We start from the raw sequence: 24,714 nt of genomic DNA, 5'->3' as shown, positions 1-24,714 counted from the left end.
ATAAGCCCACATTTGTGGGCTTATTTGAAATGAACCATCATGTGAGGGGTGGTGATTTTTATCCAATTAAGTGAGAGACAAGAAAAAATAATAGATATTGTTAAAGAAAATGAACCTATTACTGGAGAAGCTATTGCCCAAAGACTGAAGCTTACAAGATCTACATTGAGGCCAGATTTAGCCATACTTACTATGTCTGGAATTTTAGATGCTAGGCCTAAAGTAGGATATTTTTATACTGGAAAGACAGCTTTTAGCTTTGTTTCTGAAAGTATAAGAAAAATAAAAGTATCTGAAGTAAAATCTGTTCCAATAGTGGTTGACGAAGAATCAAGTATTTACGATTCTATAGTTACACTTTTTTTAGAAGATGTGAGTTCAATATTTGTTACATCTAATGGTTTTTTAACAGGAGTAGTTTCAAGAAAGGATTTTTTAAAAAATGCTATAGGGGGACTAGATTTAAACAAAACGCCTATAGGAGTCATTATGACAAGAATGCCAAATATTGTTGTTACAAAACCAGAAGAAACTATATTAGATGCAGCTATGAAAATTATAGATCATGAAGTAGATAGTATTCCAGTAGTAGAAGAAGTTGAAATAAAAGATGGGAAAAGTGAATACAGAATCATAGGAAAAATTTCCAAAACTACTATTACCCGATTGTTTGTAGAGCTTGGGAAGAATGATTAAGGGGGTAAATTTATGGATGGAAATGTAGTAGTTTATATTTTGTCAGATTCCATTGGAGAAACAGGTGAACAGGTTGCAAAAGCTGCTGTGAGTCAATTCAATACAGAAAAATATGAAGTCAGAAGATTTCCATATGTGACTGAAGAAGAACAAATAATAGAAATACTTGAAGAAGCTAAAGAAGAAAGAAGCATTATAGTTTTTACTATTGTTATAGAGAGGCTAAAAAAATTCATTGTGGAAAAATCAAAAGAATATAACATACCAGCTGTAGATTTGATGAGCCCCATATTAGATGCTATAGAAACTGTAGTTGGATTTGAGCCAAAAAGAGAATCAGGTCTTATAAGAAAATTAGATGAACAATATTTTAAAAAAGTTGAGGCGGTTGAATTTGCAGTTAAATATGATGATGGAAAAGACACAAGAGGTATAAAAAAGGCAGATATAGTTTTAGTTGGTGTATCTAGGACTTCTAAAACGCCACTTAGTATGTATCTAGCGCATAAAAATTTTAAAGTAGCTAATGTGCCACTGGTACCTGAAGTGCCTGCACCAGCAGAACTTTTTGAAAAGGATACGAAAAGAGTTTTTGGGTTGATTGCAAATTCCCAAAAACTCAATGAAATAAGACAAGAAAGATTAAAAGCTCTTGGACTTAGCAATAATGCCAATTATGCAAGTATTTCGAGGATAGAAGAAGAACTTGAATATTCGAAAAAGATAATGGAGAAGTTGCAATGTAAAGTCATAGATGTTTCCAATAAGGCGGTAGAAGAAACAGCAGGGATAATATTGGAAATAATGAAACACAATTTTGGAGATGATTATGGAAAATAGAAGTGTTGTATATACAACACTTCTATTTTCCTTTTAAAGTAATCATAAAAATATTACAAAAATAAAGGATTATAAATAGTTTTGTTGTATATATAATAGCAAGAATACTTTTAAGCATTTATGTAAAAGGAGTATATATAATATGAATATACGATTTAAAACTGAAGAAATTGAAAGAACAATTCTTTCTCAATATGCTACTTTGAGTTCAGAAACAAAGGGGAGAATGACTTTAGAAGACAAATGTGAAATTAGAACAGATTTTCAACGAGATAGAGATAGAATTATACATTCAAAAGCCTTTAGAAGGTTAAAACACAAGACGCAAGTATTTATATCTCCTGGAGGCGATCATTACAGAACAAGGCTTACTCATACATTGGAAGTAGCTCAAATTTCCAGAACAATATCTAGAGCCCTTAGATTAAACGAAGATTTAACTGAAGCTATAGCACTAGGACATGATTTAGGGCATACACCATTTGGCCACACAGGAGAAAAAGTACTAAATGAGCTTCATCCCGGAGGATTTAGGCACAATGAGCAAAGTTTGAGGGTAGTGGATTATTTAGAACATGATGACCATAGGGTTGGATTAAATCTAACATATGAGGTAAGGGATGGTATACTTAATCATACGGGAAAAAATTTTCCTCATACTTTAGAAGGCATAGTAGTTAGAAGAGCAGATAGAATAGCTTATATAAATCATGATATAGATGATGCTATTAGGGCAAATATTATAAGAAATGAAGATTTACCTAAGGACTGCATAAAGATATTAGGGAAAAGTCATGGGGAAAGAATCAATACTATGATATTGGATATAATAGAATGTAGCATAGATAGCCCACAAATTTCTACTAGTGATGAGGTAGAGTATTATACAAAAAAACTTAGGGAATTTATGTTTGAAAAAGTTTATTTAAATAAAAATGCAAAATCTGAAGAAGAAAAGGCCAAGTATGTCATAACAGAATTGTATGACTATTATTTGAGTTATCCAGACAAATTATCTGTTATTGATAAAAAATTTTATGAAGAAAAAAAATTATCTAAAGAAGATATGATTTGTGATTATATTGCAGGAATGACGGATAGATATGCAATAAATTTGTTTTACAATATTTTCATACCTAAACCGTGGGAAAAATATTAAAAAAAAGAAGGAAAACAAAAAGATATGTCGAATATATTTTAAGTGTTTAGTAAATGCATACTGTATTTACTATTAAGGTGGTTGTTATGAGTTATTTAATAAATGATGAAATAATAGAAAGGGTTCGTTCAAGTAGTGATATTGTTGAGATAATATCTCAATATATAAATTTAAAAAGGACAGGCTCGAATTATGTGGGATTGTGTCCATTTCACGATGAAAAGACACCATCATTTTCAGTATCACCTACAAAACAATTTTATCATTGCTTTGGTTGTGGAGAAAGTGGAGATGTTATTTCTTTTATTATGAAAGAAGAAAATTTATCTTTTCCTGAAGCAGTGAAATTTTTAGCAGATAAATCAGGAATAATTATAGAGGAAAATGAAAACAAAACAAATGTTGAATTTATGAAGAAAAAGAAGCTTTTATATAGTATAAATAGGGAAACTGCTAGGTTTTTTTATTATAGTTTAAAATCTAATGCGAAGGCTTTATCTTATTTAAAAAAGAGAGCTGTAAGTGAAAAATCTATAAAGACTTATGGACTGGGTTTTGCAGATGGCAGATGGGATAGCTTGCATAATTATTTAGTAAAAAAAGGATTTAAAGAAGAAAATTTAGAAATGGCTGGATTAATAATCAAGAAAAAAGGTAAAAATGGTTATTATGACAGGTTCAGAAATAGAATTATGTTCCCTATTATGGATACTAGAGGCAATGTTATAGCGTTTGGTGGAAGATCTATTGATTCTTCAAATCCTAAATACTTAAATTCTCCTGAAACAATTGTTTTTTCTAAAAGGAATAATTTATATGGATTAAATATTTTAAATAAGGAATCTGATAGAAAAAAAGTGGTTCTTGTAGAAGGCTATATGGATGTAGTTTCACTATATAATAGCGGAGTAGATTATGCAGTAGCCAGTCTTGGAACGGCTTTTACACCTGAGCAAGGGAAGATGCTTGCTAGATATAAAGATGAAATTTATATATGTTATGATTCTGATACAGCTGGAATCAATGCTGCAAATAGAGCCTTAGATTTGTTAAAAGAAGAAGGAATAAATGCTAAAGTGTTGATATTACCTACGGGTTTTGATCCTGATGATTTCATAAAGGAGTATGGAAGAGAAAAGTTTGAAAACTTATTTCAAAATGGTTTAAATTATATTGATTTTAAAATATATTTCTATAAAAAAAAATATAATCTAGATGATTCTAATGAAAAGATTATGTTTACAAAAGATATGGGAAAGTTTTTGAAGGGAATTAAAAGCCCTGTAGAAAGAGATGTATATTTAGACAAGATTGCCAAGGAAACAGGAATATCAAGTGAAGTAATAAAAAGTGAATACAAAATGATTCCAAAGGACAAGTATATAAATGCTAATTATAGAAATAATAAAGATAAAATAATTCCCGTAAAAAATATTTTAGAGCCTGCTCATCTTAAAGCAGAAAAGAGTATTATATTTTTAATATTAAAAGACAAGAAGAAATTTTTAAAAATTAAAAACAGATTGAACTCAGAAGATTTTATGAATTTTGAATGCAGAGAGTTAGCCAAGTTTATTTTTGACTTTTATGAAAAAAATGAAGATATGAATATATATAGTATTTATGAACATTTTGATGGGAGAGATGACATAGATAGTGAAAAGATAAAAGAAATTTTAAACTTGGATATAAATATAGAAGAAGGGGAAATGGATAAAGTTATAGAAGATTTAATAGAAACTATTCTTTATTCTAAATTGAAAATAAAAAGAAAAGAAATATCGGAAGAAATAAATGAAATTGATAAAAAAACAGATAAAACTGAAAGGGATGTTGAAAAATTCAGACAATTATGTTTACAAATATTAGAAATAGACAGAGAGTTGAACTTGCACCAATAGCTTTACTGAAAGGAGGGAGTGCTGGTGGACCATATGGAAAAAGATAAAAATAAAAAAGAAAAAATAGATGCTGTAAAAGCTTTGATAAGCAAAGGGAAAAAACAAGGGATGCTTACCTATAAAGAAATAATGGATAGTTTAGAAGAAATAGATATGGATTCTGAACAAATAGATGAAGTATATCAAAGCTTGGAAGATATGGGGATAGATATAGTTGGTGAAAAAGATGATGAGATTTTATTGGAAAATGATGAGGAAAATGATGAAGATGTTCCAGATATAAAAGAAGAGGATTTGTCAGTTCCAAAAGGAGTTAGTGTAGACGATCCAGTTAGAATGTATTTAAAGGAAATAGGGAAAATACCACTTCTTACAGCTGAAGAAGAGATAGAATTGGCAAAGAGGATGGAAGCTGGAGATGAAGAAGCTAAAAAGCGACTTGCTGAAGCAAATTTAAGACTTGTAGTTAGCATTGCCAAGAGATATGTAGGAAGGGGTATGTTGTTCCTTGATTTAATACAAGAAGGCAATCTAGGACTTATGAAAGCTGTAGAGAAATTTGACTATAAAAAGGGATATAAATTTAGCACATATGCTACTTGGTGGATACGACAGGCTATCACTAGAGCTATTGCTGATCAGGCAAGGACTATAAGGATACCAGTTCATATGGTAGAAACAATAAATAAGCTTATGAGAGTATCCAGACAATTAGTGCAAGAATTGGGTAGGGATCCTACTCCAGAAGAAGTTGCTAAAGAAATGAACATGGATGTGGAAAAAGTAAGAGAAATTATGAAGATAGCACAAGAACCAGTTTCGTTGGAAACACCTATTGGCGAAGAAGAAGATAGCCATTTAGGAGATTTTATACCTGATGATGAAGCACAAGCACCAGCAGAAGCTGCTACTTATACTCTCTTAAAAGAACAATTGCTAGATGTATTAGATACTCTTACACCAAGGGAACAAAAAGTTTTGAGACTTAGATTTGGTTTAGATGATGGAAGAGCAAGAACTCTAGAAGAAGTAGGAAAAGAATTTGATGTAACAAGAGAGAGAATTAGACAAATAGAGGCTAAAGCATTGAGAAAACTTAGGCATCCAAGTAGAAGTAAAAAATTAAAAGATTTTTTAGAATAAATTAGGGATTCGCCAATGCGAATCTTTAATTTTTACATTACAAAAAAAGGAAGGAAAGACATATGAAGCTATCTCCAAGACTTTTAGGTATTGCGACTTTTGTTAAAAATCATTCTATAGTAGCCGATATAGGTACAGATCATGGGTATATACCAGCATATTTAATTGAGAAAAATATAAGTAAAAAGGTTATAGCTAATGATATAAGTAAAGGTTCTTTAAAAAAAGCAGAAGAAATTATTGAAGAATTGGGATATGAAGAAAATATAGAAGCTAGATTAGGTAATGGCTTAGAGGTTTTAAAACCTTTTGAAGCGGATACTGTCATAATTGCTGGAATGGGAGGACCACTCATCATAGATATAATCAAGTCTAATGCACAAATAGCTGAAACTATAAATGATTTTATTTTACAGCCTATGATTGCTGCTGATGAACTGAGAAGATATTTATATAACAACAATTTTAAGATAATAGATGAAAAAATAATTAAAGAGGGAGATAAACATTATGAGATAATATATGCAAAGCATGGAAAGGATTGTATAGAAGATGAGATATATTATGAATTAAGTAAGATATTAGTTGATAAAAGAGATTTACAAATGAAGGAATACATACAATATAAAATTAAAAAGACTGAAAACATTCTTGAAAAATTAGATAGTGAAGAATCAGAAAAAGCTGTGGAAAGAAAAAAAGAGCTTATTGAAAAATTGGGGAAATATAAAGAGGTGTTAAGATGCTATGAAAGCTTTTGATATAATGAATATTATGAATAAGTGGGCACCATCTTATTTAGTGGATAGTTGGGATCATACGGGATTTCAGATAGGAAATTGTGATAAAGAGGTAGAAAGAATACTTGTATCTTTGGATTTAGATGTAAATACATACGAAAAAGCTGTAAAAGAAAATGTAGACATGATCATTACTCATCATCCAATTTTATTTAACCCTATTTATGAAATAACTACAAATAATTATAAAGGAAAACTTATATGTGATCTTATAAAAAAAGATATAGTGGTATATAATGCTCATACAAATTTGGATGTAGCAATTGGAGGAATAAATGATGTATTAGCAGAACTATTGGGGCTAGAAGATGTGGAAGTACTGGAGACATCTTATGAAGGATTAGATGGCATTCTGTATGGCTATGGAAGAGTAGGAAATATAGAAGAAATAGATCTTTATGAGTTTTTAGATATTGTAAAAGAAAAGTTAGATGCTGAGAATTTATTGGTATATGGAGAAACAGATAAGAACATTGGAAGAATTGCTTTATGCAGTGGAAGTGGAGGAGATTTTATATCTGCTGCTTACAAGAGTGGAGCAGATTTATATTTGACTAGTGATATAAAATATCATGAAGCACAATTAGCCAATGAATTAGGTATTATACTTATAGATGGAAATCACTTCAATACTGAAAAAGTTATACTACCTATTATTAAGAAAAAAATTTTGAAAGAAAGCAACAAAAATGTAGAGGTGTTTATACACGAAAAAAGTACCGCTCCATTCAAAATATATTGAAAATGGGGGTAAAAATTATGGATCAATTAGAATTGTTGTGGGAACTTCAAAAACACGATGAAAAATTAAAAAAAATAAAAGCGAAGTTAGAGGAATTGGCTAAAAAAGGTCATATAGAAAATATGACTATTAAAATTCAAAATTTAGAATTACAGTTAGAGCGTAGAAAAAAAAGCATAGATGAAAGTGATAAAAAGTTAAATAAAAACAGTGAAATATTGAGGGATTTAAATTTTCAATTGGATGAAATTGAGAAAGAGCTATATAGTGGAACTATTACAGATTTAAAACAATTAGATTATATGGACAAAGAAAGCAAAAATATAAGAAAAGACATAAATGATGTAGAAATTGAGATAATATCTTTAATGGAAGAAATAGAAAATTTTAAAATTGACATAGGAAAGATAGAAGTTGAATACGAAAATATTAAAGAAGAATTTAAAAGATATGCTGAAGAATACAAGAAGGTTACCGATGAACTAAGGCAAAATGCAAAAGAAGAAATTGATTATATATATGAAATATCTTCAAAGCTAGAAAAGGGTATATATGAAAAATATAAAAATATTAAAAATAACAAGGAAAAGGTTATGGCAGAAATCATAGGAGATGAATGCAGTGGATGTCATATGATATTGCCAACTTACTTAATAAATAAAGTAAAAGAGAGTCATGAAATAGTTCAATGTGAAAATTGTGGTAGAATTTTATACTTTGTAGATAATTCACAAAAATTACCTTTGCAATAGTTTAATATATGTGTTATAGTATTTATGCTGAAAAACTGAAGAAATGAGTAGATCGGATGGTCACGTGCATTTTGCATGAGGAAAGTCCGAGCTCCATAGGGCAGGATGCTGGGTAATACCCAGTGGGGGTGACCCCAAGGATAGTGCAACAGAAATATACCGCCTAGCAATAGGTAAGGGTGGAAAGGTGAGGTAAGAGCTCACCAGCAACTAGGCGACTAGTTGGCTCTGTAAACCCCATCTGGAGCAAGACCAAGTAGGGACATAAAAAGACAGCTGCTCGTTGTCGTCCCGTAGGTAGGTCGCAAGAACCTATTGGCAACAATAGGTCTTAGATAGATGACCGTCTAAGACAGAACTCGGCTTACAGATCTACTCATTATATATAAGTCAATGGATGTGACCTTTGGCTGGTTTTATAAATAATTAAAGCCTACAATTTTTTGTAGGCTTTATCTAATTCATATGCATCCATGTGAAGTATTCATTAATCCATACTTGATTGTCTAAATTTTTACCATTTTTAGTATCTATCTTTTTTTCTATAATTTGAATTTTTTTGGTCATATTTTTTTGATAGTAGTTCATATTATTTTCCATATTATTTACTTCATCTGTCAGTTCAGCTAAGGCTGATACAATATCATTTAATAGTGCTTCAGCCATGTCGGCCGCCTCCTTATTGAGTTGTTTATATATATTATATCATATTTTTAACATTTAGACTTTATTGTTTTTGTCAATAAGATAAATACCTAAACCTATCAATGCAAATGGAGCTAACAATTTTGCAAACAGACTAAATGTTATAGTCACTCCTACAAATAAAAATATCATAAGTATAAAAGCAAATACAAATACTGTAATCAACAATCCAAGTACCATTTCTAACCTCCTGATATAATATTTTCACTTTCCAATATATTCTTAAATTGATTATATCATTTTGTATCAATAATACAAAAGCTACATTTTTCTAAAAATTAGTTGAATTTAATGATATAATGATATTTATAGGAAGAAAATAAGGGGTGATTCTGATGAATTTCTTTGATTTTGTTCCTGGTTTTAGAAGTAATACTCTTTGGAAAGAAATAATTGCTATTTTATATTATATATTATCTATATATTATTTTATACATACATGGGGTGCAATTGTATTTTTACTTTCTTTTCCATTTGCGTTTTTTTCATTCGTAGATATTTTGAAGGCAAATATCGCGGGCATAAGTGTAGGAAATATCAAATATATTTTTTTAATTTCAATTATTTTAATGCTTGTCAGTGGCTTTGGAGTGTTTCATTCGTTTTTTAATGTAGGGATTTTTAAAAAGAGATCAAAAATTAATTTAGCTAATACTAAAGCAGGCAAGGATATATTGAGAATACATTTTTTGAATGTTGGTCAAGGTGATTCTATTTTAATAGAACAATCTGGTAAAAATATGCTAATTGATGGGGGATATAGAATAAATTCAAGGAACATAATTAAATATTTGAAGAAAATTGGTATAAAAAAATTAGATTATATTATAGCTACACATCCTCACCCAGATCACATAGGAGGATTTCCCAAAATACTCAAAAATATGTCTGTAGAAAATGTTGTTCTTTTAAAAACCAATCCTTTTTCAAAAGAAAGGTATCAAAAGAAACACAATGATTTTTTAAATATGATACAAGAAAAAAACATAAATATTATACATCCAGATCCAGAAAAAATAATTAGATTGGGAGAGAGTTATTTAGAAATACTTGCTCCAAATGGAGGAGAATATAAAAGAGTAAACAATTATTCTATAGTTACTAAATTAGTTTATGAAGGTACTTCTTTTCTATTTACAGGAGATGCAGAAACTTATTCTGAATCTGAAATGATAAAGAATGGTTTTAACATAAAAGCCGATGTATTGAAGGTTGGTCATCATGGTAGTTGTACATCATCAAGTAGGCAATTTTTAAAAGCCGTTTCTCCTAAATATGCAGTTATAAGTGTAGGTTTTCATAGTTTTTATGGTCAGCCTGACAAATGCGTATTAGATAGATTGAAAGAAGTAGGGGCAAAACTATATCGTACAGATAAGCTAGGCACTATAGTGGTAGAGTCTGATGGGGAGGAACTTTCGTTTAATGTAGAAAGTTGTCAATATCCAAAATCAAGTATTTCTTATATATCTATGCGTGAAAAATATAGGGTACTACATAAAAGGAGCAATATAAATTAAATAAGTAAGAAAATATCGTCCATACCCATCAATTTGAGTATGGACGATATTTTCTTGCAACGAATATAAAAGTTCTATTTTGATAATATATGAAAATAATGATAAAAGATTTTCTAGAAAAAATAAAAAACACAAATAAAATCCATATTTATATCATAAAGATATACAAGGGACTAAAATTAGGAGGTGATTGTGTAAAACCCCCGATAAATAAATGAAAAACAGAAGAATAATAAGGTAAAGTTATCTAAAATTTAAAAGGGGGAATTATAAATGTCGAATATGGCTATGTATTTAGGCGAATTTTTTGGTACACTTATATTGATATTGTTGGGTAGTGGTGTTTGTTGTAATGTATCTTTGAAAAAATCAAAAGGACAGAATTCAGGTTGGATTGTTATAGCAGCTGGTTGGGGATTTGCAGTAGCAATAGCTGCATATACCACTGGATGGGTAAGTGGAGCTCATTTAAATCCAGCAGTTTCTATTGCTATGGCTATTTTAGGTAATCTTTCATGGAAATTGGTACCAGGATATATAATATCGCAAATATTAGGAGCTATAGTAGGTGCAATGCTTGCTTATGCTGCATTTAAAGATCATTTTGCTGAAACTGATGACAAAGATGCAAAATTAGGTGTATTTTGTACTGCGCCAGCCATAAGAAACTTTGGAAGGAATTTTATTACAGAAGTTATAGGAACTGCAATGTTAGTGGTTGGAATTTTAGGGACGGGAAATGCAAATAATGCAATAGGACCATTGGGACCAATGTTGGCAGGTATTGTGGTTTTCTCAATAGGGTTAAGCTTAGGAGGACCTACAGGATATGCGATAAATCCTGCTAGAGATCTTGGCCCAAGAATAGCTCATGCAATACTTCCAATACCAAATAAGAGAGATTCAGATTGGGAATATGCTTGGGTTCCAATCTTTGGCCCAGTAGTGGGCGGAATAGTTGGAGCTTTAATATACAATTTAATTTTTAATATTTGGATTTAGATGTTTCAAATACAATTAATTAAGGGGGAAAGTACAGTGGAAAAAAAGTATATAATGGCACTAGACCAAGGCACTACAAGTTCGAGGGCTATATTGTTTAATAAAAATGCAGAAATAGTTCAAGTAGCTCAAAAAGAGTTCAAACAAATATACCCAAAACCAGGTTGGGTAGAGCACGATCCAATGGAAATATGGGGTAGCCAAATGGGAGTAGCGAGAGAAGTATTAGAAACTGCCGGGGTTAGACCTCAAGAAGTAGCTGCTATAGGCATTACAAACCAAAGAGAAACTACTGTAGTATGGGATAAAAACACAGGAAGACCTATATACAATGCTATAGTATGGCAATGTAGAAGAACAGCTCCAATATGTGATGAATTGAAAAAAAGAGGATTAGAAGAATATATAAAAGATAATACAGGATTAGTAATAGATGCATATTTCTCAGGTACCAAAATCAAATGGATTCTTGACAATGTAGAAGGGGCTAGGGAAAAAGCAGAGAATGGAGAGCTCCTCTTTGGAAATATTGACACTTGGCTACTTTGGAATTTGACCAGAGGCAAAGTTCATGTAACTGATTATTCAAACGCATCAAGGACTATGTTATTTAATATAAAAGATCTATGTTGGGATGAAAAAATATTAAAAGAATTAGAAATTCCAATTTCGATGTTGCCAGAAGCAAGGCCATCCAGTGAAGTATATGGTGTAACAGACGAAAAAACTTTTGGAGGAGCTGAAATTCCTATAGCAGGAATAGCAGGAGATCAACAAGCAGCACTATTTGGTCAGGCTTGCTATGGAGAAGGAATGGCTAAAAGCACCTATGGCACAGGTTGCTTCATGCTCATGAATACAGGTGAAGTAGCAGTGCCATCAAAAAATGGATTACTTACAACAATTGCTTGGGGTCTTGATGGGAAAGTCAATTATGCGCTAGAAGGTAGTATATTTATAGCAGGAGCACTTATTCAGTGGTTAAGAGATGAATTGAGACTCATATCAGATTCAGCAGACAGTGAATATTTTGCTTCAAAGGTTGAGGATACAAACGGAGTATATATAGTGCCAGCATTTGTGGGTCTTGGAGCTCCATATTGGGATATGTATGCAAGGGGGACTATCGTAGGGCTTACTAGAGGGGCAAATAGGAATCATATCATAAGAGCTGCTCTTGAAGCTATAGCCTATCAAACCAAAGATGTATTACAGGCAATGGAAGAAGATTCAGGAATAGCTCTAAAAGAATTAAAAGTAGATGGCGGTGCTGTGGCGAACAATTTTCTAATGCAATTCCAGTCAGATATATTAGGAGTACCTGTTCACAGACCAAAAGTAATAGAAACTACAGCATTAGGAGCATCATATTTGGCAGGATTAGCAGTAGATTTCTGGAAAGACACAGAAGAAATATCTACAAAATGGAATGTAGACAGAGTATTTAATTCAGAAATGAATGAAGAGCATAGAGAAAAGATATATGCAGGATGGAAGAAAGCAATAAATAGATCATTAGCATGGGAAGAAGAATAAAAAGATGAGTAATTACTCATCTTTTTATCTTTATTTAGGGCTAAATTATTTGTAAGGGATACTTTATGATATACTTATAGTAAGAGGTGTTATTTTTATGAAAAACTCAAAAATGGATTTTGAAAAACTTTCAGAGGAACAAAAAAATATTATAGGAAAAGAAAAAGTTCATATGCTTATAAATGGTGTAGCGGGGAATGGTAAAAGTACTACTCTGCTATATAAAATGATAAAAATTATGATGAGTGAAAAGAAAAGACAGAAAATGCTATATATAACTTTTGACAATATCTTGGTATCAGATACTAAAAGAAGAGCTTTAATGTCTCCAGAATTTATTGAATATAAAGATTGTCATGATATAAATATTTGCACTTTTCACAGTATAGCCTATGAAATTTTGAGCAAAATAGGATTTAAGGGTTTGCAAAAGATGGATTCGAATATTGATACTATTGGTAAATTAAACGATAGTATATATGCTAAACTATATTCTGTGTGGGAAAAATATACAAATGAACAAAGCGATACTTACAAAGAGTTAAAAGAAGATGAAAGACTCTCTTCATTTCATGATGTAAATTTTTTAAGGGATGAAATTCTTTGGATGAAAGCAAATGGCTATATAAAAAAAGAAGATTATTTAAAATCTAAAAGAAATGGTAGGCCCAATGCACCCAAAGTTTTAGAATCTCAAATGAACACAATATACAATATATTTTTAGAGCATGAAGAAAAGAAAACAACTAAATATAATGAAAACATGGATTTGGAGGACTATGCACTAAAATTATTTGAAAATTTTTCTTATATTTCAAAGGAAAATTTTTTTGATTATGTTTTTGTAGATGAAGCCCAAGATATGCAAGTTATGCAGTTAAGAGTACTTGCAAAGTTGGCAAAAAAATCCATAATTATTGCTGGAGATTTAAAAGAAAGAATTTTTGAGAAAAATGTACATTCATATGAAAGATTAGGATTTCACATAGAAGATTGGCAAGTTGGAAGCCTTACAAAGATTTTTCGTTCCACAAAAGAGATAGCAAAGTTAGCTAATTCTTTGAAGTTTACTGACATTGAGAATAAAACCATTGCAGATATAGAAAACATGGTTAATGGAGATAGACCTGAAATTAGATATTATAGATATAGAAAAGATGAAATACTATTTTTAATAGATAAGATAAAAGACATACATATGAAAGAAAAAGGAGCAACCATAGCAGTTATTCATAGAGAAGAAAAAAAAGTATTGAAAGGTCAAAAGACTATTATTCAAGCTCAACTGGAAGCTGAATTTAATTTAATAGGAGTTAAGAATTATAGCAAAAACATTAAAAAACGAAAAAATCCTATATTTTATATAGATATTTATAGTGCAAAAGGTCTTGAATTTGATTATGTTTTTATTGTAGACTTTGACAAAGAACACTATCCTTTAAAAGAAAAAATTGATGCTTTATGTGAGCACTATAAAAAACAAAATGTAGCTTCTAATGATTATTATGACAAAGATTTTGGAAATATTATAAATGAAGAAAAGAGACTTTTGTATTTAGCTATTACAAGAGCAAAGAAGAATGTGTTTTTCTTATATTCTGGGGGAAATGAAAAGAATTCTTCTCCGTTCATAAAAGAATTTGATATGAATGATTATGAAGCTTATGGATTCAATAAAGAAGATGATGCAGAAGAAAAGAGTAAGGCAGAAAAAAATTTATTGAACCTTTTTTCTTAATAATGTACTTAAGTAAGGTCCTATTAAACGCTAGTTTTTGAACATTTCATTTTTCTCTTTATTATATATAATACGGGAAGGCAAAAGCATATAAAGAATAAATGTGTTGACTTATTTTAGCAACACATTTATAATGAATAGTAACTTTTAAAAATAAAGCCACTTTAAAATTTAAATCAACAAATAATTATATGATTGAGAAGGGAGATGATGATATGGGACATATAAGTGGGTTTGTAGTGTTTTCGGAAGGATTGCTTTCGTTTTTTTCGCCTTGTGTACTTTCAATTTTGCCAATATATTTGGCTATTTTATCAGGTAGCAATGTGAAGAGTATAAAAGAAGGTGATGATAATTTGAAAGATAGCCCTCTGCTTAAAAATACTATTTTATTTGTATTAGGAGTATCTACAACTTTTTTTATACTGGGAACTTCAATAAATGCAATTAGTCAATTTTTCACAAAGAATAAAGAAACTATGAATTTAATAGGTGGAATTATCATAATGATTATGGGACTTTTATATTCAGGATATTTAAATTTGCCATTTCTCCAAAAAGGAAAAAGACTAAATGTAGATACTCGCCAAATGAAACCCTGGACAGCTTACTTGTTAGGATTTTCTTTTAGCTTTGGATGGAGTCCTTGTGTTGGACCTATGCTAGCTTCTGTATTAATAATAGCTTCAAATTCTAAAAGTGTATTGGCAGGGAACTTGTTGATATTAGTATATACTATTGGATTTACATTACCTTTTATTCTAATTGCTATTTTTTATGACAAACTATTTAAATATGTAGATAAAATAAAACTTCATATGAGTACAATACAAAAAATTGGAGGAATTATTCTTTTGCTAACAGGTTTAGTTATGACATTAGGTGGAACTGATAAAGTAATAGGATACTTTAAAAATTCAAATAAAAATGTAGTGGAGTACAATGAAGAGATTTCTGATGAGTATGATGAGGAAGATACAAAAATTCCAGCAATTGATTTTACACTAGTTGATCAATATGGAAATACTCATACTATAAGTGAGTATAAAGGGAAAGTGATATTTTTGAATTTCTGGGCTACATGGTGTCCGCCTTGTAGAATGGAAATGCCAGACATAGAAGCTATATATGAGGAATATGAAAAAAATTCTGGAGATGTTATAATACTAGGTGTAGCTGCTCCAAATTTAGGAAAAGAAGGCTCTGAAGAGCATATAAAAAAATTTTTAAAGGACAATGGATACACATATCCAGTGGTGTTCGATCAAACTGGAGATATATTAGGACAATACTCTATACAAGCTTTTCCTACAACTTTTGTAATAGACAAGGATGGAAATTTAGTTAGTTATGTGCCAGGAGCTGTGGATAAAGAATTTATGAAAATGCTTATAGATGGTGGATTAGAAAGGAAGTGATATGTTGAAGAATACTTATGATTTTGATTGTAATTTAGCTCAAACTTTAAATATTTTAGGAGATAGATGGACTATGTTGGTTCTTCACAGAATATCTAAAGGCAAAAATACTTTTAAAGAACTGGAAGAAGCATTAGAACCAATACCTACAAATATCCTTTCAGATAGGATAAAAATCCTTGAGGAAAATGAGATCATATATTTGGAACTATACAATGAACATCCTCCTAGATATAAATATATGATGACGGAGAAAGGAAAGGATTTTAATTATGTATTTAATGCTATGATATTATGGGCAAGTAGGTATCTAGATAATTGTAATAAAACAGTTTGCCATAAAGATTGTGGAACTGAAGTGGAGATTAGATATTATTGCAAAAATTGTGATAAATATGTTGATGAATTGGAAGTGAAATAGCCATTCCACTTCCTAATCCCATTTTGGTTCATTGAAATTTTCAGGAGTTTTTATTCGTTTAGCCTCATCTTCAGATACTATATATCCATCTATTCCCTTTTTATCATATTCTTTAACCATTTTTATAGCATTTTCTCTAGACATAGGCTGGGAAAAATTATTATTAGTTATGACTACAAATCTTTGTTCCATACCAATCTTCCTTTCATTTTAAAGTAATATTAGTATTTGCTAAAGGGTAGAAAATATACTGCTACTCCTTTTATTGGTAATAGAACTCATTATCAATTGATAATGAGTTCTATTTGTGTAAAATGCTAGATTTTTGAGATTAATGGGTATATAATATTATCAATTGAAATAAATTATGCATATAATAATATAATATTATATATTTTGGAGGTAATATTATGGATGATTTCAAATTGGGAGTTAAAACTTCAGTCATCACAATAATAGTAAATGTAATTTTGTCTATTTTTAAAATAATTTCTGGAGTTGTAGGGAAAAGTAGTGCTATGCTTGCTGACGGTGTTCATACTTTGTCAGATGTCTTAACTACTGTTGTGGTAATTTTGGGGTTAAAGGTATCGTCAAAAGATGCAGACAAAGAGCACCCTTATGGTCACGAGAAGTATGAAGCTGTATTTGCAAAAATTTTAAGTGTCATGCTTATATTAACAGGTTTCTTTATTGGATATGAAGGAGTAAAGACATTAATATATGGAAATATTAAAACACCTGGTCTAATAGCCTTGATAGCTGCTTTAGTTTCTATTATAGCTAAGGAAGGCATGTATTGGTATACAGTTAAAGTAGCAAAAAAGATAAAAAGTTTATCCCTTGAAGCTGATGCATGGCATCATAGATCTGACGCATTTTCTTCTATTGGAACTTTTGCTGGAATACTTGGTGCTAGGATGGGCTTAAAGGTATTAGATCCTATAGCCGGTATAACGGTTAGTTTGTTTGTAATTAAGGTAGGAGTTGACTTATATATAAGAGCTACTAAGGAATTAGTAGATGAGTCTGCAGATGATGAAACTGTAGACAAGATAAAAAAATTGGCTCAATCTATAGATGGGGTTGAAAATATAAATTTATTAAAGACTAGAATGTTTGGAAACAAACTGTATGTAGATATTGAGATTTCTGTTGAGGGAGCTCTTACTGTGGAAAGAGGTCATGAAATAGCAGAAGAAGTTCATGATTCTATTGAGGGTGGAGTTTCGAATGTAAAACATTGCATGGTTCATGTAGAACCAATTGGGACCCAAGATGACTAATTTTCTTGGGTTTTTTTATGATGCTTAAAAAATTCATAAAATTCTTGCAATAAAAATCAATTATAATATTGATACATTATATAATATAATATATAATATCAAATATAATAAGTTTTTTTAGAGAGGACTAATAAAAAAAGGATGTGTTGGTGGTGGGGAAAAAGAGGAGATCTTTTATAGCTACTATTTTAATATTAGTCATGTTTTCATCTATAGGATTTGCTGATACAGGAATATTTATAAAAAATTTTAGTTTATCCGATAAAAATGGAATCAAAGAGAATTTTAGTCAAGAAGAAGTAGTTGATATAGAAGAAGAATCTAAGGGTTTATATACAATAAAAAAAGATTCAAATTTTTACGAAGTACCCAAAGAATACATTTTAAAAACTAAAAAAATCAATAAAAATTATAAGGCTATAGATAAAACAAATTTGTTGGACAAACCGAATTCAGATGGAAGAGTTATAGGAGAATTAAAGTCTGGAGAAATTGTTACTTTAATTAGCTCTTCTGGAGAGTATGGATTATTTGCAGGGAAAAATTTCAATAAAGGTTATGCAAAAATGAAATTTTTTAAAGATGAGTCGTTTAAAGAAGATTACATAAGCTGTGGAATTTCTACAGTCAATAAAACTATAAATAATGGCGGTAAATGCTTTTATATATTAGTTAAAGGTGATATAGTACCCATTAAGGAATTTAGAAACAATAAATTTATTGTCATAGATGAATTTGAGAATGAATTCCAAGTACCAAAGGATTATATAAAACTTGATAGAGGAAGAGAATTTGCTTCAAGAAATATGTTTTCAAGAAGAACTTCTAGCTTAAATAAGCTTATATCGAGTGCTCATGCTGTGGTTGGCAGTCCCTATGTATCTGGAGATATAGGGGAAAAAGGATATGATTGCTCAGGGCTCACATTTTCAATCTATAAAAATAGTTTAGGAATTAAACTTCCAAGATCATCGAGAGATCAAGTAGGAGTAGGTGTTCCTGTTAAAAAATCAGAACTTTTACCTGGAGATTTGGTCTTTTTCAATACTTCTGGAAAGGGAATTTCTCATGTAGGCCTTTATATAGGAGATCAGCAGATGATTCATGCATCTTCTGGTTCTAAAAAAGTAGAAAGGGCAAATATAAATTCAAAATATTATGCCTCTAGATATGTGACGGCGAGAAGAATTGTGACTAATAAATAGTTTTTAGGGGGTAATTATTTGAAAGAAAAAATAGCCAAATTCATTAGTATTTTGACGGTAGTTCCAATTGTAGCACTATTTTCAATTACATTGCTATACTTTAATTTTAGGGAAGATTTTAAAAGCTGTGGGTGGTATTTTTATTCAATTTTTTTTCTAACCATAATGCCATTGTTGGCATATCCACTTAAAAGAATTTTACCAGGGTTTAAGGACAAGGGAAGAGATGGAGAGAGAAAGCTTGCTTTTGTTTTAGCAGTTTCAAGTTATATATTGGGAACAGCTCTTGTTTTTATATTGAAAGCACCAGTTATTGTAGAAAAGATTTTTAGTGCATATATTGCATCGGGGGGTATGTTAGCTTTTATCAATAAGATTGTCAAAGTAAAAGCTAGTGGACATGCTTGTGGGGTATCTGGTCCGATAACACTTTTGTATCATTTTTTAGGAGTACCAGCACTTTGGTTGTTTTTATTATTACCTATAGTGTTTTGGGCAAGGATAAATTTAAAGAGGCATTCTTTTAAGGACTTAGTGACTGGAACTCTAGTAGGAATATTGTCAACAGTTATTGCTCTTGGCTTCTTTTAATATTTTTTAAATAAATTATTTAAAGGAAGAGGTTCTAATATTTTAGGAAAGGGGGTTAGTATAGCAGGCATTGTTAAAAAACAAACAAAGGAGGATTATTAATGAACAGGAAAGTGTTTATAGCTGTACTATTAATCTTGACTTTGATATTAACAATTCCAGTATTTGCAGAAAATGATGAAGAAATTGACTTTGGCTGGTTATCAATTTTACCACCACTTGTTGCAATTGTATTAGCTTTCGTTACTAAACAGGTGTTATTATCTTTATTTTTAGGAGTGTTTCTTGGAGCTACAATGCTAAATGGATGGAATCCAGGATTTGGTTTTTTGAGATCATTAGATCAGTATATTCTTGGTTCACTTGCTGATCCGGATTCTGCTAGTGTAATTATATTTTTGTTGGCTATTGGAGGAATGATTGGTGTAGTAAACAAAATGGGAGGGACTTTAGCTGTTGCAGAGGGATTAGGGAAAAAAGTCAAGAGCCCTAAGACTGCTCAACTTTTTACTTGGGTTTTAGGTATATTAGTATTTTTTGATGATTATGCTAATACATTGATAGTTGGACCTACAATGCGACCTTTAACCGATAAAAACAATGTATCAAAAGAAAAATTATCATATATTATAGATTCAACTGCAGCACCAATTACAGGCCTTGCCCTTGTATCAACTTGGGTTGGATATATGATTGGAGTTATAAGTGATTCATATAAGGGAATGGGAATGGAAGTTAATGGTTATAGTGTTTTTTTAAAGACTATCCCATATATGTATTATTGCATTTTCACTTTGTTTATGGTTTTGATGATCATATTGACTCAAAGGGATTTTGGACCGATGTATGAAGCGGAAAAAAGAGCTCGACTTACGGGAAAACTTGTTGCAGATGGTTCCAATCCAATGAGTAGTGACGAAATAGGGAAAATGGAAATAAGAAGTGATATTAAGCTTAAAGCTTCAAATGCCGTTGTACCTATATTGACTTTGATAATAGTTGTATTTGTAGGTATTTGGTATACTGGTTCAGAAGGTGCTACAAGCTTTAGGGAAGCTTTTGGAAATGGAGATTCATTTAAAGCTTTACTATGGGGATCTCTTATTTCTAGTATGGTTGCTATGATCATGGGAGTATCACAAAGAATTTTCACAGTTGGGGAGGCATTTGATACTTGGGTAGAGGGAGCTAAATCCATGGTTATGGCTTGTATTATATTGGTACTTGCCTGGTCAATTGGCAGTGTGACAAAAGATGTAGGAGCTGCTAAATTTTTGGTAGGAGCTGTGTCTGGTTCTTTGCCAATTGCATTGTTGCCAGTGATAGTATTTATAATATCTTCTCTTATTTCTATTGCTACTGGTACTGCTTGGGGAACAATGGCTATAGTTGTACCATTAGCTTTGCCATTGGCAGAAAGTTATGTAGAAATGGGAGCGGATCCTAATATGTTGATTGTCACTATAAGCACAGTTTTAAGTGGGGCAATATTGGGAGATCATATTTCACCTATTTCAGATACAACTATTATGTCATCTATGGCTGCTGGTGCCGATCATTTAGATCATGTAAGTACTCAAATGCCCTATGCCATGATAGTTGCAGCTGTTTCAATAATATGTTATTTAATAAAAGGAATTACTGGTGCACCTGCGGCATTGGTTTTGATTCTTGGCTTAGCTTTAATTTATATCATAGTTAGATTTAGAGGAAAATCTGTGCTTGAAGAGGATTTAAAACGAGAAACTGTTAAAATTAAATAGGATGATGTATACTTTATAAAATGTAGCGAGAATTATTCTCTGCTACATTTTTTTTGGTTCTTTATGTTATAATAAAATTATTACATATATATTGGGAGGTTTTTATATGGCTGACATTTTAAGTGGAAAAGAAGTAGCTAAAAATATAAAAGAAAATATAAAAAAGGAGGTAGTTGAATTAAACAATGTAGGGATAAGTCCTACATTAGGGATTTTAAGAGTAGGTCAAAATTCTGATGATATTGCTTATGAAAAGAGTATCTTGAAAAATTGTGATAGTGTAGGAATTGTAGCAAAAGTATATGAATTGGAAGAATCTATTTCTACTGAAGGTTTGTTAGAGATTATAGAAAAATTAAATCAGGATATGGATATTCATGGGATACTTATCTTTAGGCCTCTTCCCAAACATATAGATGAAGAACAAATAAATAATACTATTAGTTCACTAAAAGACGTTGATTGTATGAATCCACTAAATTTAGAAAAGGTATTTGAAGGAGATATGGATGGATTTGCTCCATGTACTCCAAAAGCAGCAATGAAGATTATGGAGTTTTATGATATACCTCTAGAAGGCGCAAAAGTTTCAGTTGTAAATAGGAGCATGGTCGTTGGGAAACCTTTGAGTATGATGCTTTTAGGTAAAAATGCTACAGTGACTATTTGTCATTCAAGAACAAAAGATTTAAAGAAAGTTACAAAAAGTTCTGACATAGTAGTTACTGCTCTTGGAAGAGCTAAATATTTTGATGAAGGATATTTCAATGAAAATTCAGTGATAATTGATGTGGGGATTAGTTTAGATAAAGGTGGAAATATTTCTGGTGATGTAGATTTTGACAATGTAAATACAAAAGTAAAGAGTATAACTCCTGTACCTGGAGGTGTAGGCAGTGTGACAACTTCTATACTATTGGGTCATGTTGTAGTTGCATGTAAACATTTAAAATAGAGTCCTTTGACTCTATTTTTCTTTTTTTTACAAAACTAGTCATTTTTCATTGAAGGAATATTCATAAGCTTTGTAGAATAGTTAATTTAAAATTCAAGGTCAGGAGGCGGTATTTTGCGACTTATTTTAGATACCATTGAGGATATTTTGATAGTTAAGTTTAAGGGGGAATTAGATCATCATAGTACAGAAGAGGCAAGAGAGAAAATTGACATTTGGTATTTGGATGAAGGAAAGAAAAATATTGTATTTGATTTAAGAGAGTTAAATTTTATGGACAGCTCAGGAATTGGACTTATCATGGGAAGGTATAAGATGTGTGAAGAAAATGGTGGAAAAGTTTCTATTGTTAGTTCTAGTTCGAATGTGATTAGAATATTACGTATGTCTGGAATTCTAAAAATAATTGAGCTATACGATTCTATAGAAAATGCTATAAATAATAGTTTAGAGGGGTGAGAATACTATGAATAATAAAAATTATATGAAACTTGATTTTTTGAGCAAATCAACAAATGAGGCCTTTGCAAGAGTGGTTGTGGCTGCTTTTGCCTCCCAATTAGATCCTACCATTGAAGAAATATCTGATATAAAAACAGCTGTGTCAGAGGCAGTGACTAATGCTATTATACATGGATATGAAGATACAGAAGGAATTGTCACTATAGAGTCTAAAATAGAAAATCAAGAAATAGAGATATTAGTTTATGATAAAGGGAAGGGTATAGAGGACTTAGAAAAAGCTATGGAGCCTTTTTATACGTCAAAGCCTGAATTGGAGAGATCAGGTATGGGATTTACTGTCATGGAAACTTTTATGGATAAATTAGAAGTTGCTAGCCATATAGGAGAAGGAACAGTGGTCAAAATGAGGAAAAAGTTCCAAAGCCTTTCCAATAAGGAGTAGATAATATGGAGAATAGAGAATCTTATGAAAGCAATCTTTTGAGTCACGAAGAGACCATGAAATTGATTAAATTGGCTCAACAGGGAGATGAGGAAGCAAAAGAAAAATTGGTTTGTAGCAATCTAGGCCTTGTAAAAAGTGTTTTGAGAGGGTTTGCCAACAGGGGTTATGATATTGAAGATTTATTTCAAATAGGGTGCATTGGGTTGTTGAAAGCTATTGACAAATTTGATTCAAGCTATGATGTTAGATTTTCAACCTATGCTGTTCCCATGATTATGGGTGAGATAAAAAGATTTCTGAGAGATGATGGAATGATAAAAGTTAGTAGATCTCTAAAGCAAACGGCTACTAAAGCTAAATATGCTAAGGAAAAATTAACTAAAGAATTGGGTAGGGAACCTACAATACAAGAGATAGCTGATGAAGTTGATGTAGATAAAGAAGAAATAGTTGTAGCATTAGATTCAAGTTATCAGCCAGACTATCTGTACGATGTTATTAATCAAAGTGATGGTTCTCCATTGTATCTTATAGATAAGTTAAGCAATAAAGAAGACGAGATAGATGTTATTGATAGTATACTTTTAAAGGAACTCTTAAATCAGTTGAAACCTAGAGATAGACAAGTGATAGTCATGAGATATTTTAGGGATAAAACTCAAGTTGAAGTGGCAGAAATGCTGGGAATATCTCAAGTTCAAGTGTCTAGAATAGAAAAAAGAATATTGGAAGATATAAGAAATATGTTAGTTAAGGCATGAATACATGCCTTTTTTTTTGAATGAAAATTAAATAAGTGCAAATACTAAAATTAGAATTTTTAAATTGGAGTGATAGGGTGAAAAAATTTGCAACTAAAAAAATAATTATAGTTTTAGTTTTAGTATTATCTTTTTCAATTGGTTTAATATTTTATAGAACTAACAATTCTAACAAATATGTTCCTAAAAAAGCAAAATTCGTAAGTAAAATTACATATATAATTTAGGGAGTGAAAGACATGGATAAAGATCAAATATACATAAAATTAGAATCTAGGTATTCTGCTGAACCCAATAGTAATGTATTGCTAACAGATGTAGCTGAAATCTATTGCAAGAATTCTAATGTTCAAAAATATCTTGAAAATCTAAAAATATATAAAGCAAAAGAAGAAGAAATTTCGGATTTTGTTTCTGCCATAGATATTATCAATAAAATTGAAAATGAGAGAGATGATGTTGAAGTAAATATGGTGGGTAAAGAAGAAATACTTATTGAAGTAAAATCTTCAAAGAAAAAAAGCAATTTTTTTAAAATACTGAAGATGTTATTTGTATGTATAGCATTATTTTTAGGTGCAGGATTGGCGATAGTAAACTTTCATGAAGATGTAAATATGAAAGGTTCTATGGAAAAATTATATTTTATTGTGACTGGTGAAGGAAAGCACAATCCCCTCATAATGCTCATTCCTTATTCTATAGGAATAGGAATAGGAATGACAGCATTTTTTAGCTCCAATTTTAGCAATAGAACTAGAAGAAAAGAACCAGGACCACTGGAAGTGGAAATGGACTTGTACAATAAAAACGTAGATGAGTTTATCATACAAAAGATTAAAGATACAAATAATCCTCTTTAGAAGGTGG

26 protein-coding genes and 1 other RNA gene are annotated in these 24,714 nt (G+C 30.7%); 24 read left to right on the top strand and 3 right to left on the bottom strand.

Annotation, left to right across the window (positions count from 1 at the left end; all coding sequences use genetic code 11):
- Positions 1–48 precede the first annotated feature (48 nt).
- The 9 genes from BUA21_RS03545 (at position 49) to rnpB (ending at position 8,416) form a co-directional block, all read left to right on the top strand.
- Positions 49–696, top strand: coding sequence for a helix-turn-helix transcriptional regulator (locus BUA21_RS03545; protein WP_327198031.1), 648 nt, complete (start codon positions 49–51; stop codon positions 694–696).
- A 12-nt stretch (positions 697–708) separates the two neighbouring features.
- Positions 709–1,536, top strand: coding sequence for a pyruvate, water dikinase regulatory protein (locus BUA21_RS03540; protein ID WP_072743291.1), 828 nt, complete (start codon positions 709–711; stop codon positions 1,534–1,536).
- Between the two features lie 142 nt (positions 1,537–1,678).
- Complete coding sequence (locus tag BUA21_RS03535) at positions 1,679–2,695, top strand: deoxyguanosinetriphosphate triphosphohydrolase (protein WP_072743290.1); 1,017 nt, start codon at positions 1,679–1,681, stop codon at positions 2,693–2,695.
- Positions 2,696–2,781: 86 nt separating this feature from the next.
- Positions 2,782–4,596, top strand: a complete 1,815-nt coding sequence (gene dnaG, locus BUA21_RS03530; protein WP_072743289.1) for a DNA primase — start codon at positions 2,782–2,784, stop codon at positions 4,594–4,596.
- A 33-nt stretch (positions 4,597–4,629) separates the two neighbouring features.
- Positions 4,630–5,739: an RNA polymerase sigma factor RpoD gene (gene rpoD, locus BUA21_RS03525; protein ID WP_072743440.1), complete on the top strand. Its 1,110-nt coding sequence runs from the start codon at positions 4,630–4,632 to the stop codon at positions 5,737–5,739.
- A gap of 62 nt (positions 5,740–5,801) precedes the next feature.
- Positions 5,802–6,500: a tRNA (adenine(22)-N(1))-methyltransferase gene (locus BUA21_RS03520; protein ID WP_072743288.1), complete on the top strand. Its 699-nt coding sequence runs from the start codon at positions 5,802–5,804 to the stop codon at positions 6,498–6,500.
- Entirely contained in the window at positions 6,487–7,281 is a 795-nt protein-coding gene (locus BUA21_RS03515; protein ID WP_072743287.1) for a Nif3-like dinuclear metal center hexameric protein, read from the top strand. The genes BUA21_RS03520 and BUA21_RS03515 overlap by 14 nt, the downstream gene beginning before the upstream one ends.
- A 17-nt stretch (positions 7,282–7,298) precedes the next feature.
- Positions 7,299–8,033 (top strand): zinc ribbon domain-containing protein, encoded by a 735-nt coding sequence (locus BUA21_RS03510; protein WP_072743286.1) that lies wholly within the window; start codon positions 7,299–7,301, stop codon positions 8,031–8,033.
- Between the two features lie 44 nt (positions 8,034–8,077).
- Positions 8,078–8,416, top strand: an RNA gene (gene rnpB / locus BUA21_RS03505) — RNase P RNA component class A.
- Between the two features lie 73 nt (positions 8,417–8,489).
- On the opposite strand, the gene BUA21_RS03500 is transcribed toward rnpB, so the two are convergent.
- Together BUA21_RS03500 and BUA21_RS14660 are read right to left on the bottom strand one after the other, a co-directional pair.
- The gene (locus BUA21_RS03500) at positions 8,490–8,699 is read right to left on the bottom strand and encodes a hypothetical protein (RefSeq protein WP_072743285.1); all 210 of its coding nucleotides are present in this window, start codon (positions 8,697–8,699) and stop codon (positions 8,490–8,492) included.
- Between the two features lie 54 nt (positions 8,700–8,753).
- The gene (locus tag BUA21_RS14660) at positions 8,754–8,918 is read right to left on the bottom strand and encodes a hypothetical protein (protein ID WP_158281661.1); all 165 of its coding nucleotides are present in this window, start codon (positions 8,916–8,918) and stop codon (positions 8,754–8,756) included.
- A gap of 155 nt (positions 8,919–9,073) precedes the next feature.
- Between BUA21_RS14660 and BUA21_RS03495 the strand changes: the two genes are divergently transcribed.
- The 6 genes from BUA21_RS03495 (at position 9,074) to BUA21_RS03470 (ending at position 16,373) form a co-directional block, all read left to right on the top strand.
- Positions 9,074–10,258, top strand: coding sequence for a ComEC/Rec2 family competence protein (locus BUA21_RS03495; RefSeq protein ID WP_072743284.1), 1,185 nt, complete (start codon positions 9,074–9,076; stop codon positions 10,256–10,258).
- Positions 10,259–10,531: 273 nt separating this feature from the next.
- Entirely contained in the window at positions 10,532–11,260 is a 729-nt protein-coding gene (locus BUA21_RS03490) for an MIP/aquaporin family protein (protein ID WP_072743283.1), read from the top strand.
- Positions 11,261–12,796: a glycerol kinase GlpK gene (glpK, locus tag BUA21_RS03485; RefSeq protein ID WP_072743282.1), complete on the top strand. Its 1,536-nt coding sequence runs from the start codon at positions 11,261–11,263 to the stop codon at positions 12,794–12,796.
- A 97-nt stretch (positions 12,797–12,893) separates the two neighbouring features.
- Entirely contained in the window at positions 12,894–14,534 is a 1,641-nt protein-coding gene (locus BUA21_RS03480; protein ID WP_072743281.1) for a 3'-5' exonuclease, read from the top strand.
- A gap of 191 nt (positions 14,535–14,725) precedes the next feature.
- The gene (locus BUA21_RS03475) at positions 14,726–15,952 is read left to right on the top strand and encodes a cytochrome c biogenesis protein/redoxin (RefSeq protein ID WP_200796498.1); all 1,227 of its coding nucleotides are present in this window, start codon (positions 14,726–14,728) and stop codon (positions 15,950–15,952) included.
- Position 15,953: 1 nt separating this feature from the next.
- Positions 15,954–16,373 (top strand): winged helix-turn-helix transcriptional regulator, encoded by a 420-nt coding sequence (locus BUA21_RS03470; protein ID WP_234973669.1) that lies wholly within the window; start codon positions 15,954–15,956, stop codon positions 16,371–16,373.
- Positions 16,374–16,385: 12 nt separating this feature from the next.
- Here BUA21_RS03470 and BUA21_RS03465 read toward each other — a convergent pair whose 3' ends face one another.
- A complete protein-coding gene (locus BUA21_RS03465) occupies positions 16,386–16,565 on the bottom strand; it encodes a hypothetical protein (RefSeq protein WP_072743279.1) in 180 nt (59 codons plus the stop codon).
- Between the two features lie 218 nt (positions 16,566–16,783).
- On the opposite strand from BUA21_RS03465, the gene BUA21_RS03460 reads away from it, so the two are divergent.
- From BUA21_RS03460 to BUA21_RS03420, 9 genes are all read left to right on the top strand, one after another.
- Positions 16,784–17,659 carry a cation diffusion facilitator family transporter gene (locus BUA21_RS03460; protein WP_072743278.1) on the top strand — a complete coding sequence of 292 codons (876 nt, stop codon included), beginning with the start codon at positions 16,784–16,786 and terminating at the stop codon, positions 17,657–17,659.
- A gap of 152 nt (positions 17,660–17,811) precedes the next feature.
- Positions 17,812–18,864, top strand: coding sequence for a C40 family peptidase (locus BUA21_RS03455; RefSeq protein WP_072743277.1), 1,053 nt, complete (start codon positions 17,812–17,814; stop codon positions 18,862–18,864).
- A gap of 18 nt (positions 18,865–18,882) precedes the next feature.
- Positions 18,883–19,455, top strand: a complete 573-nt coding sequence (locus BUA21_RS03450; protein WP_072743276.1) for a hypothetical protein — start codon at positions 18,883–18,885, stop codon at positions 19,453–19,455.
- 101 nt (positions 19,456–19,556) lie between these two features.
- Positions 19,557–21,218: a Na+/H+ antiporter NhaC family protein gene (locus BUA21_RS03445; protein ID WP_072743275.1), complete on the top strand. Its 1,662-nt coding sequence runs from the start codon at positions 19,557–19,559 to the stop codon at positions 21,216–21,218.
- Positions 21,219–21,324: 106 nt separating this feature from the next.
- Complete coding sequence (locus BUA21_RS03440; protein ID WP_072743274.1) at positions 21,325–22,173, top strand: bifunctional 5,10-methylenetetrahydrofolate dehydrogenase/5,10-methenyltetrahydrofolate cyclohydrolase; 849 nt, start codon at positions 21,325–21,327, stop codon at positions 22,171–22,173.
- A gap of 114 nt (positions 22,174–22,287) precedes the next feature.
- A complete protein-coding gene (locus BUA21_RS03435; protein WP_072743273.1) occupies positions 22,288–22,632 on the top strand; it encodes an STAS domain-containing protein in 345 nt (114 codons plus the stop codon).
- A gap of 7 nt (positions 22,633–22,639) precedes the next feature.
- Positions 22,640–23,080 carry an anti-sigma F factor gene (spoIIAB, locus tag BUA21_RS03430; protein WP_072743272.1) on the top strand — a complete coding sequence of 147 codons (441 nt, stop codon included), beginning with the start codon at positions 22,640–22,642 and terminating at the stop codon, positions 23,078–23,080.
- 5 nt (positions 23,081–23,085) lie between these two features.
- The gene (gene sigF, locus BUA21_RS03425) at positions 23,086–23,844 is read left to right on the top strand and encodes an RNA polymerase sporulation sigma factor SigF (RefSeq protein ID WP_072743271.1); all 759 of its coding nucleotides are present in this window, start codon (positions 23,086–23,088) and stop codon (positions 23,842–23,844) included.
- Positions 23,845–24,083: 239 nt separating this feature from the next.
- A complete protein-coding gene (locus BUA21_RS03420) occupies positions 24,084–24,707 on the top strand; it encodes a stage V sporulation protein AA (RefSeq protein WP_072743270.1) in 624 nt (207 codons plus the stop codon).
- The last annotated feature ends 7 nt before the right edge of the window (positions 24,708–24,714 follow it).

The organism is Sporanaerobacter acetigenes DSM 13106 (assembly GCF_900130025.1).
Classification (GTDB): Bacteria; Bacillota; Clostridia; order Tissierellales; family Sporanaerobacteraceae; genus Sporanaerobacter; species Sporanaerobacter acetigenes.
This window is presented reverse-complemented; position numbering and strand designations above follow the sequence as displayed.

Bases quoted from the DNA above. Each gene is read 5' to 3' on its own strand.
- BUA21_RS03540 (WP_072743291.1), top strand. From the start codon at position 709: ATGGATGGAAATGTAGTAGTTTATATTTTGTCAGATTCCATTGGAGAA.
- BUA21_RS03535 (WP_072743290.1), top strand. From the start codon at position 1,679: ATGAATATACGATTTAAAACTGAAGAAATTGAAAGAACAATTCTTTCT.
- dnaG (WP_072743289.1), top strand. From the start codon at position 2,782: ATGAGTTATTTAATAAATGATGAAATAATAGAAAGGGTTCGTTCAAGT.
- rpoD (WP_072743440.1), top strand. From the start codon at position 4,630: ATGGAAAAAGATAAAAATAAAAAAGAAAAAATAGATGCTGTAAAAGCT.
- BUA21_RS03520 (WP_072743288.1), top strand. From the start codon at position 5,802: ATGAAGCTATCTCCAAGACTTTTAGGTATTGCGACTTTTGTTAAAAAT.
- BUA21_RS03515 (WP_072743287.1), top strand. From the start codon at position 6,487: ATGAAAGCTTTTGATATAATGAATATTATGAATAAGTGGGCACCATCT.
- BUA21_RS03510 (WP_072743286.1), top strand. From the start codon at position 7,299: ATGGATCAATTAGAATTGTTGTGGGAACTTCAAAAACACGATGAAAAA.
- BUA21_RS03500 (WP_072743285.1), bottom strand. From the start codon at position 8,699: ATGGCTGAAGCACTATTAAATGATATTGTATCAGCCTTAGCTGAACTG.
- BUA21_RS14660 (WP_158281661.1), bottom strand. From the start codon at position 8,918: ATGGTACTTGGATTGTTGATTACAGTATTTGTATTTGCTTTTATACTT.
- BUA21_RS03495 (WP_072743284.1), top strand. From the start codon at position 9,074: ATGAATTTCTTTGATTTTGTTCCTGGTTTTAGAAGTAATACTCTTTGG.
- BUA21_RS03490 (WP_072743283.1), top strand. From the start codon at position 10,532: ATGTCGAATATGGCTATGTATTTAGGCGAATTTTTTGGTACACTTATA.
- glpK (WP_072743282.1), top strand. From the start codon at position 11,261: ATGTTTCAAATACAATTAATTAAGGGGGAAAGTACAGTGGAAAAAAAG.
- BUA21_RS03480 (WP_072743281.1), top strand. From the start codon at position 12,894: ATGAAAAACTCAAAAATGGATTTTGAAAAACTTTCAGAGGAACAAAAA.
- BUA21_RS03475 (WP_200796498.1), top strand. From the start codon at position 14,726: ATGATTGAGAAGGGAGATGATGATATGGGACATATAAGTGGGTTTGTA.
- BUA21_RS03470 (WP_234973669.1), top strand. From the start codon at position 15,954: ATGTTGAAGAATACTTATGATTTTGATTGTAATTTAGCTCAAACTTTA.
- BUA21_RS03465 (WP_072743279.1), bottom strand. From the start codon at position 16,565: ATGGAACAAAGATTTGTAGTCATAACTAATAATAATTTTTCCCAGCCT.
- BUA21_RS03460 (WP_072743278.1), top strand. From the start codon at position 16,784: ATGGATGATTTCAAATTGGGAGTTAAAACTTCAGTCATCACAATAATA.
- BUA21_RS03445 (WP_072743275.1), top strand. From the start codon at position 19,557: ATGAACAGGAAAGTGTTTATAGCTGTACTATTAATCTTGACTTTGATA.
- BUA21_RS03440 (WP_072743274.1), top strand. From the start codon at position 21,325: ATGGCTGACATTTTAAGTGGAAAAGAAGTAGCTAAAAATATAAAAGAA.
- spoIIAB (WP_072743272.1), top strand. From the start codon at position 22,640: ATGAATAATAAAAATTATATGAAACTTGATTTTTTGAGCAAATCAACA.
- sigF (WP_072743271.1), top strand. From the start codon at position 23,086: ATGGAGAATAGAGAATCTTATGAAAGCAATCTTTTGAGTCACGAAGAG.
- BUA21_RS03420 (WP_072743270.1), top strand. From the start codon at position 24,084: ATGGATAAAGATCAAATATACATAAAATTAGAATCTAGGTATTCTGCT.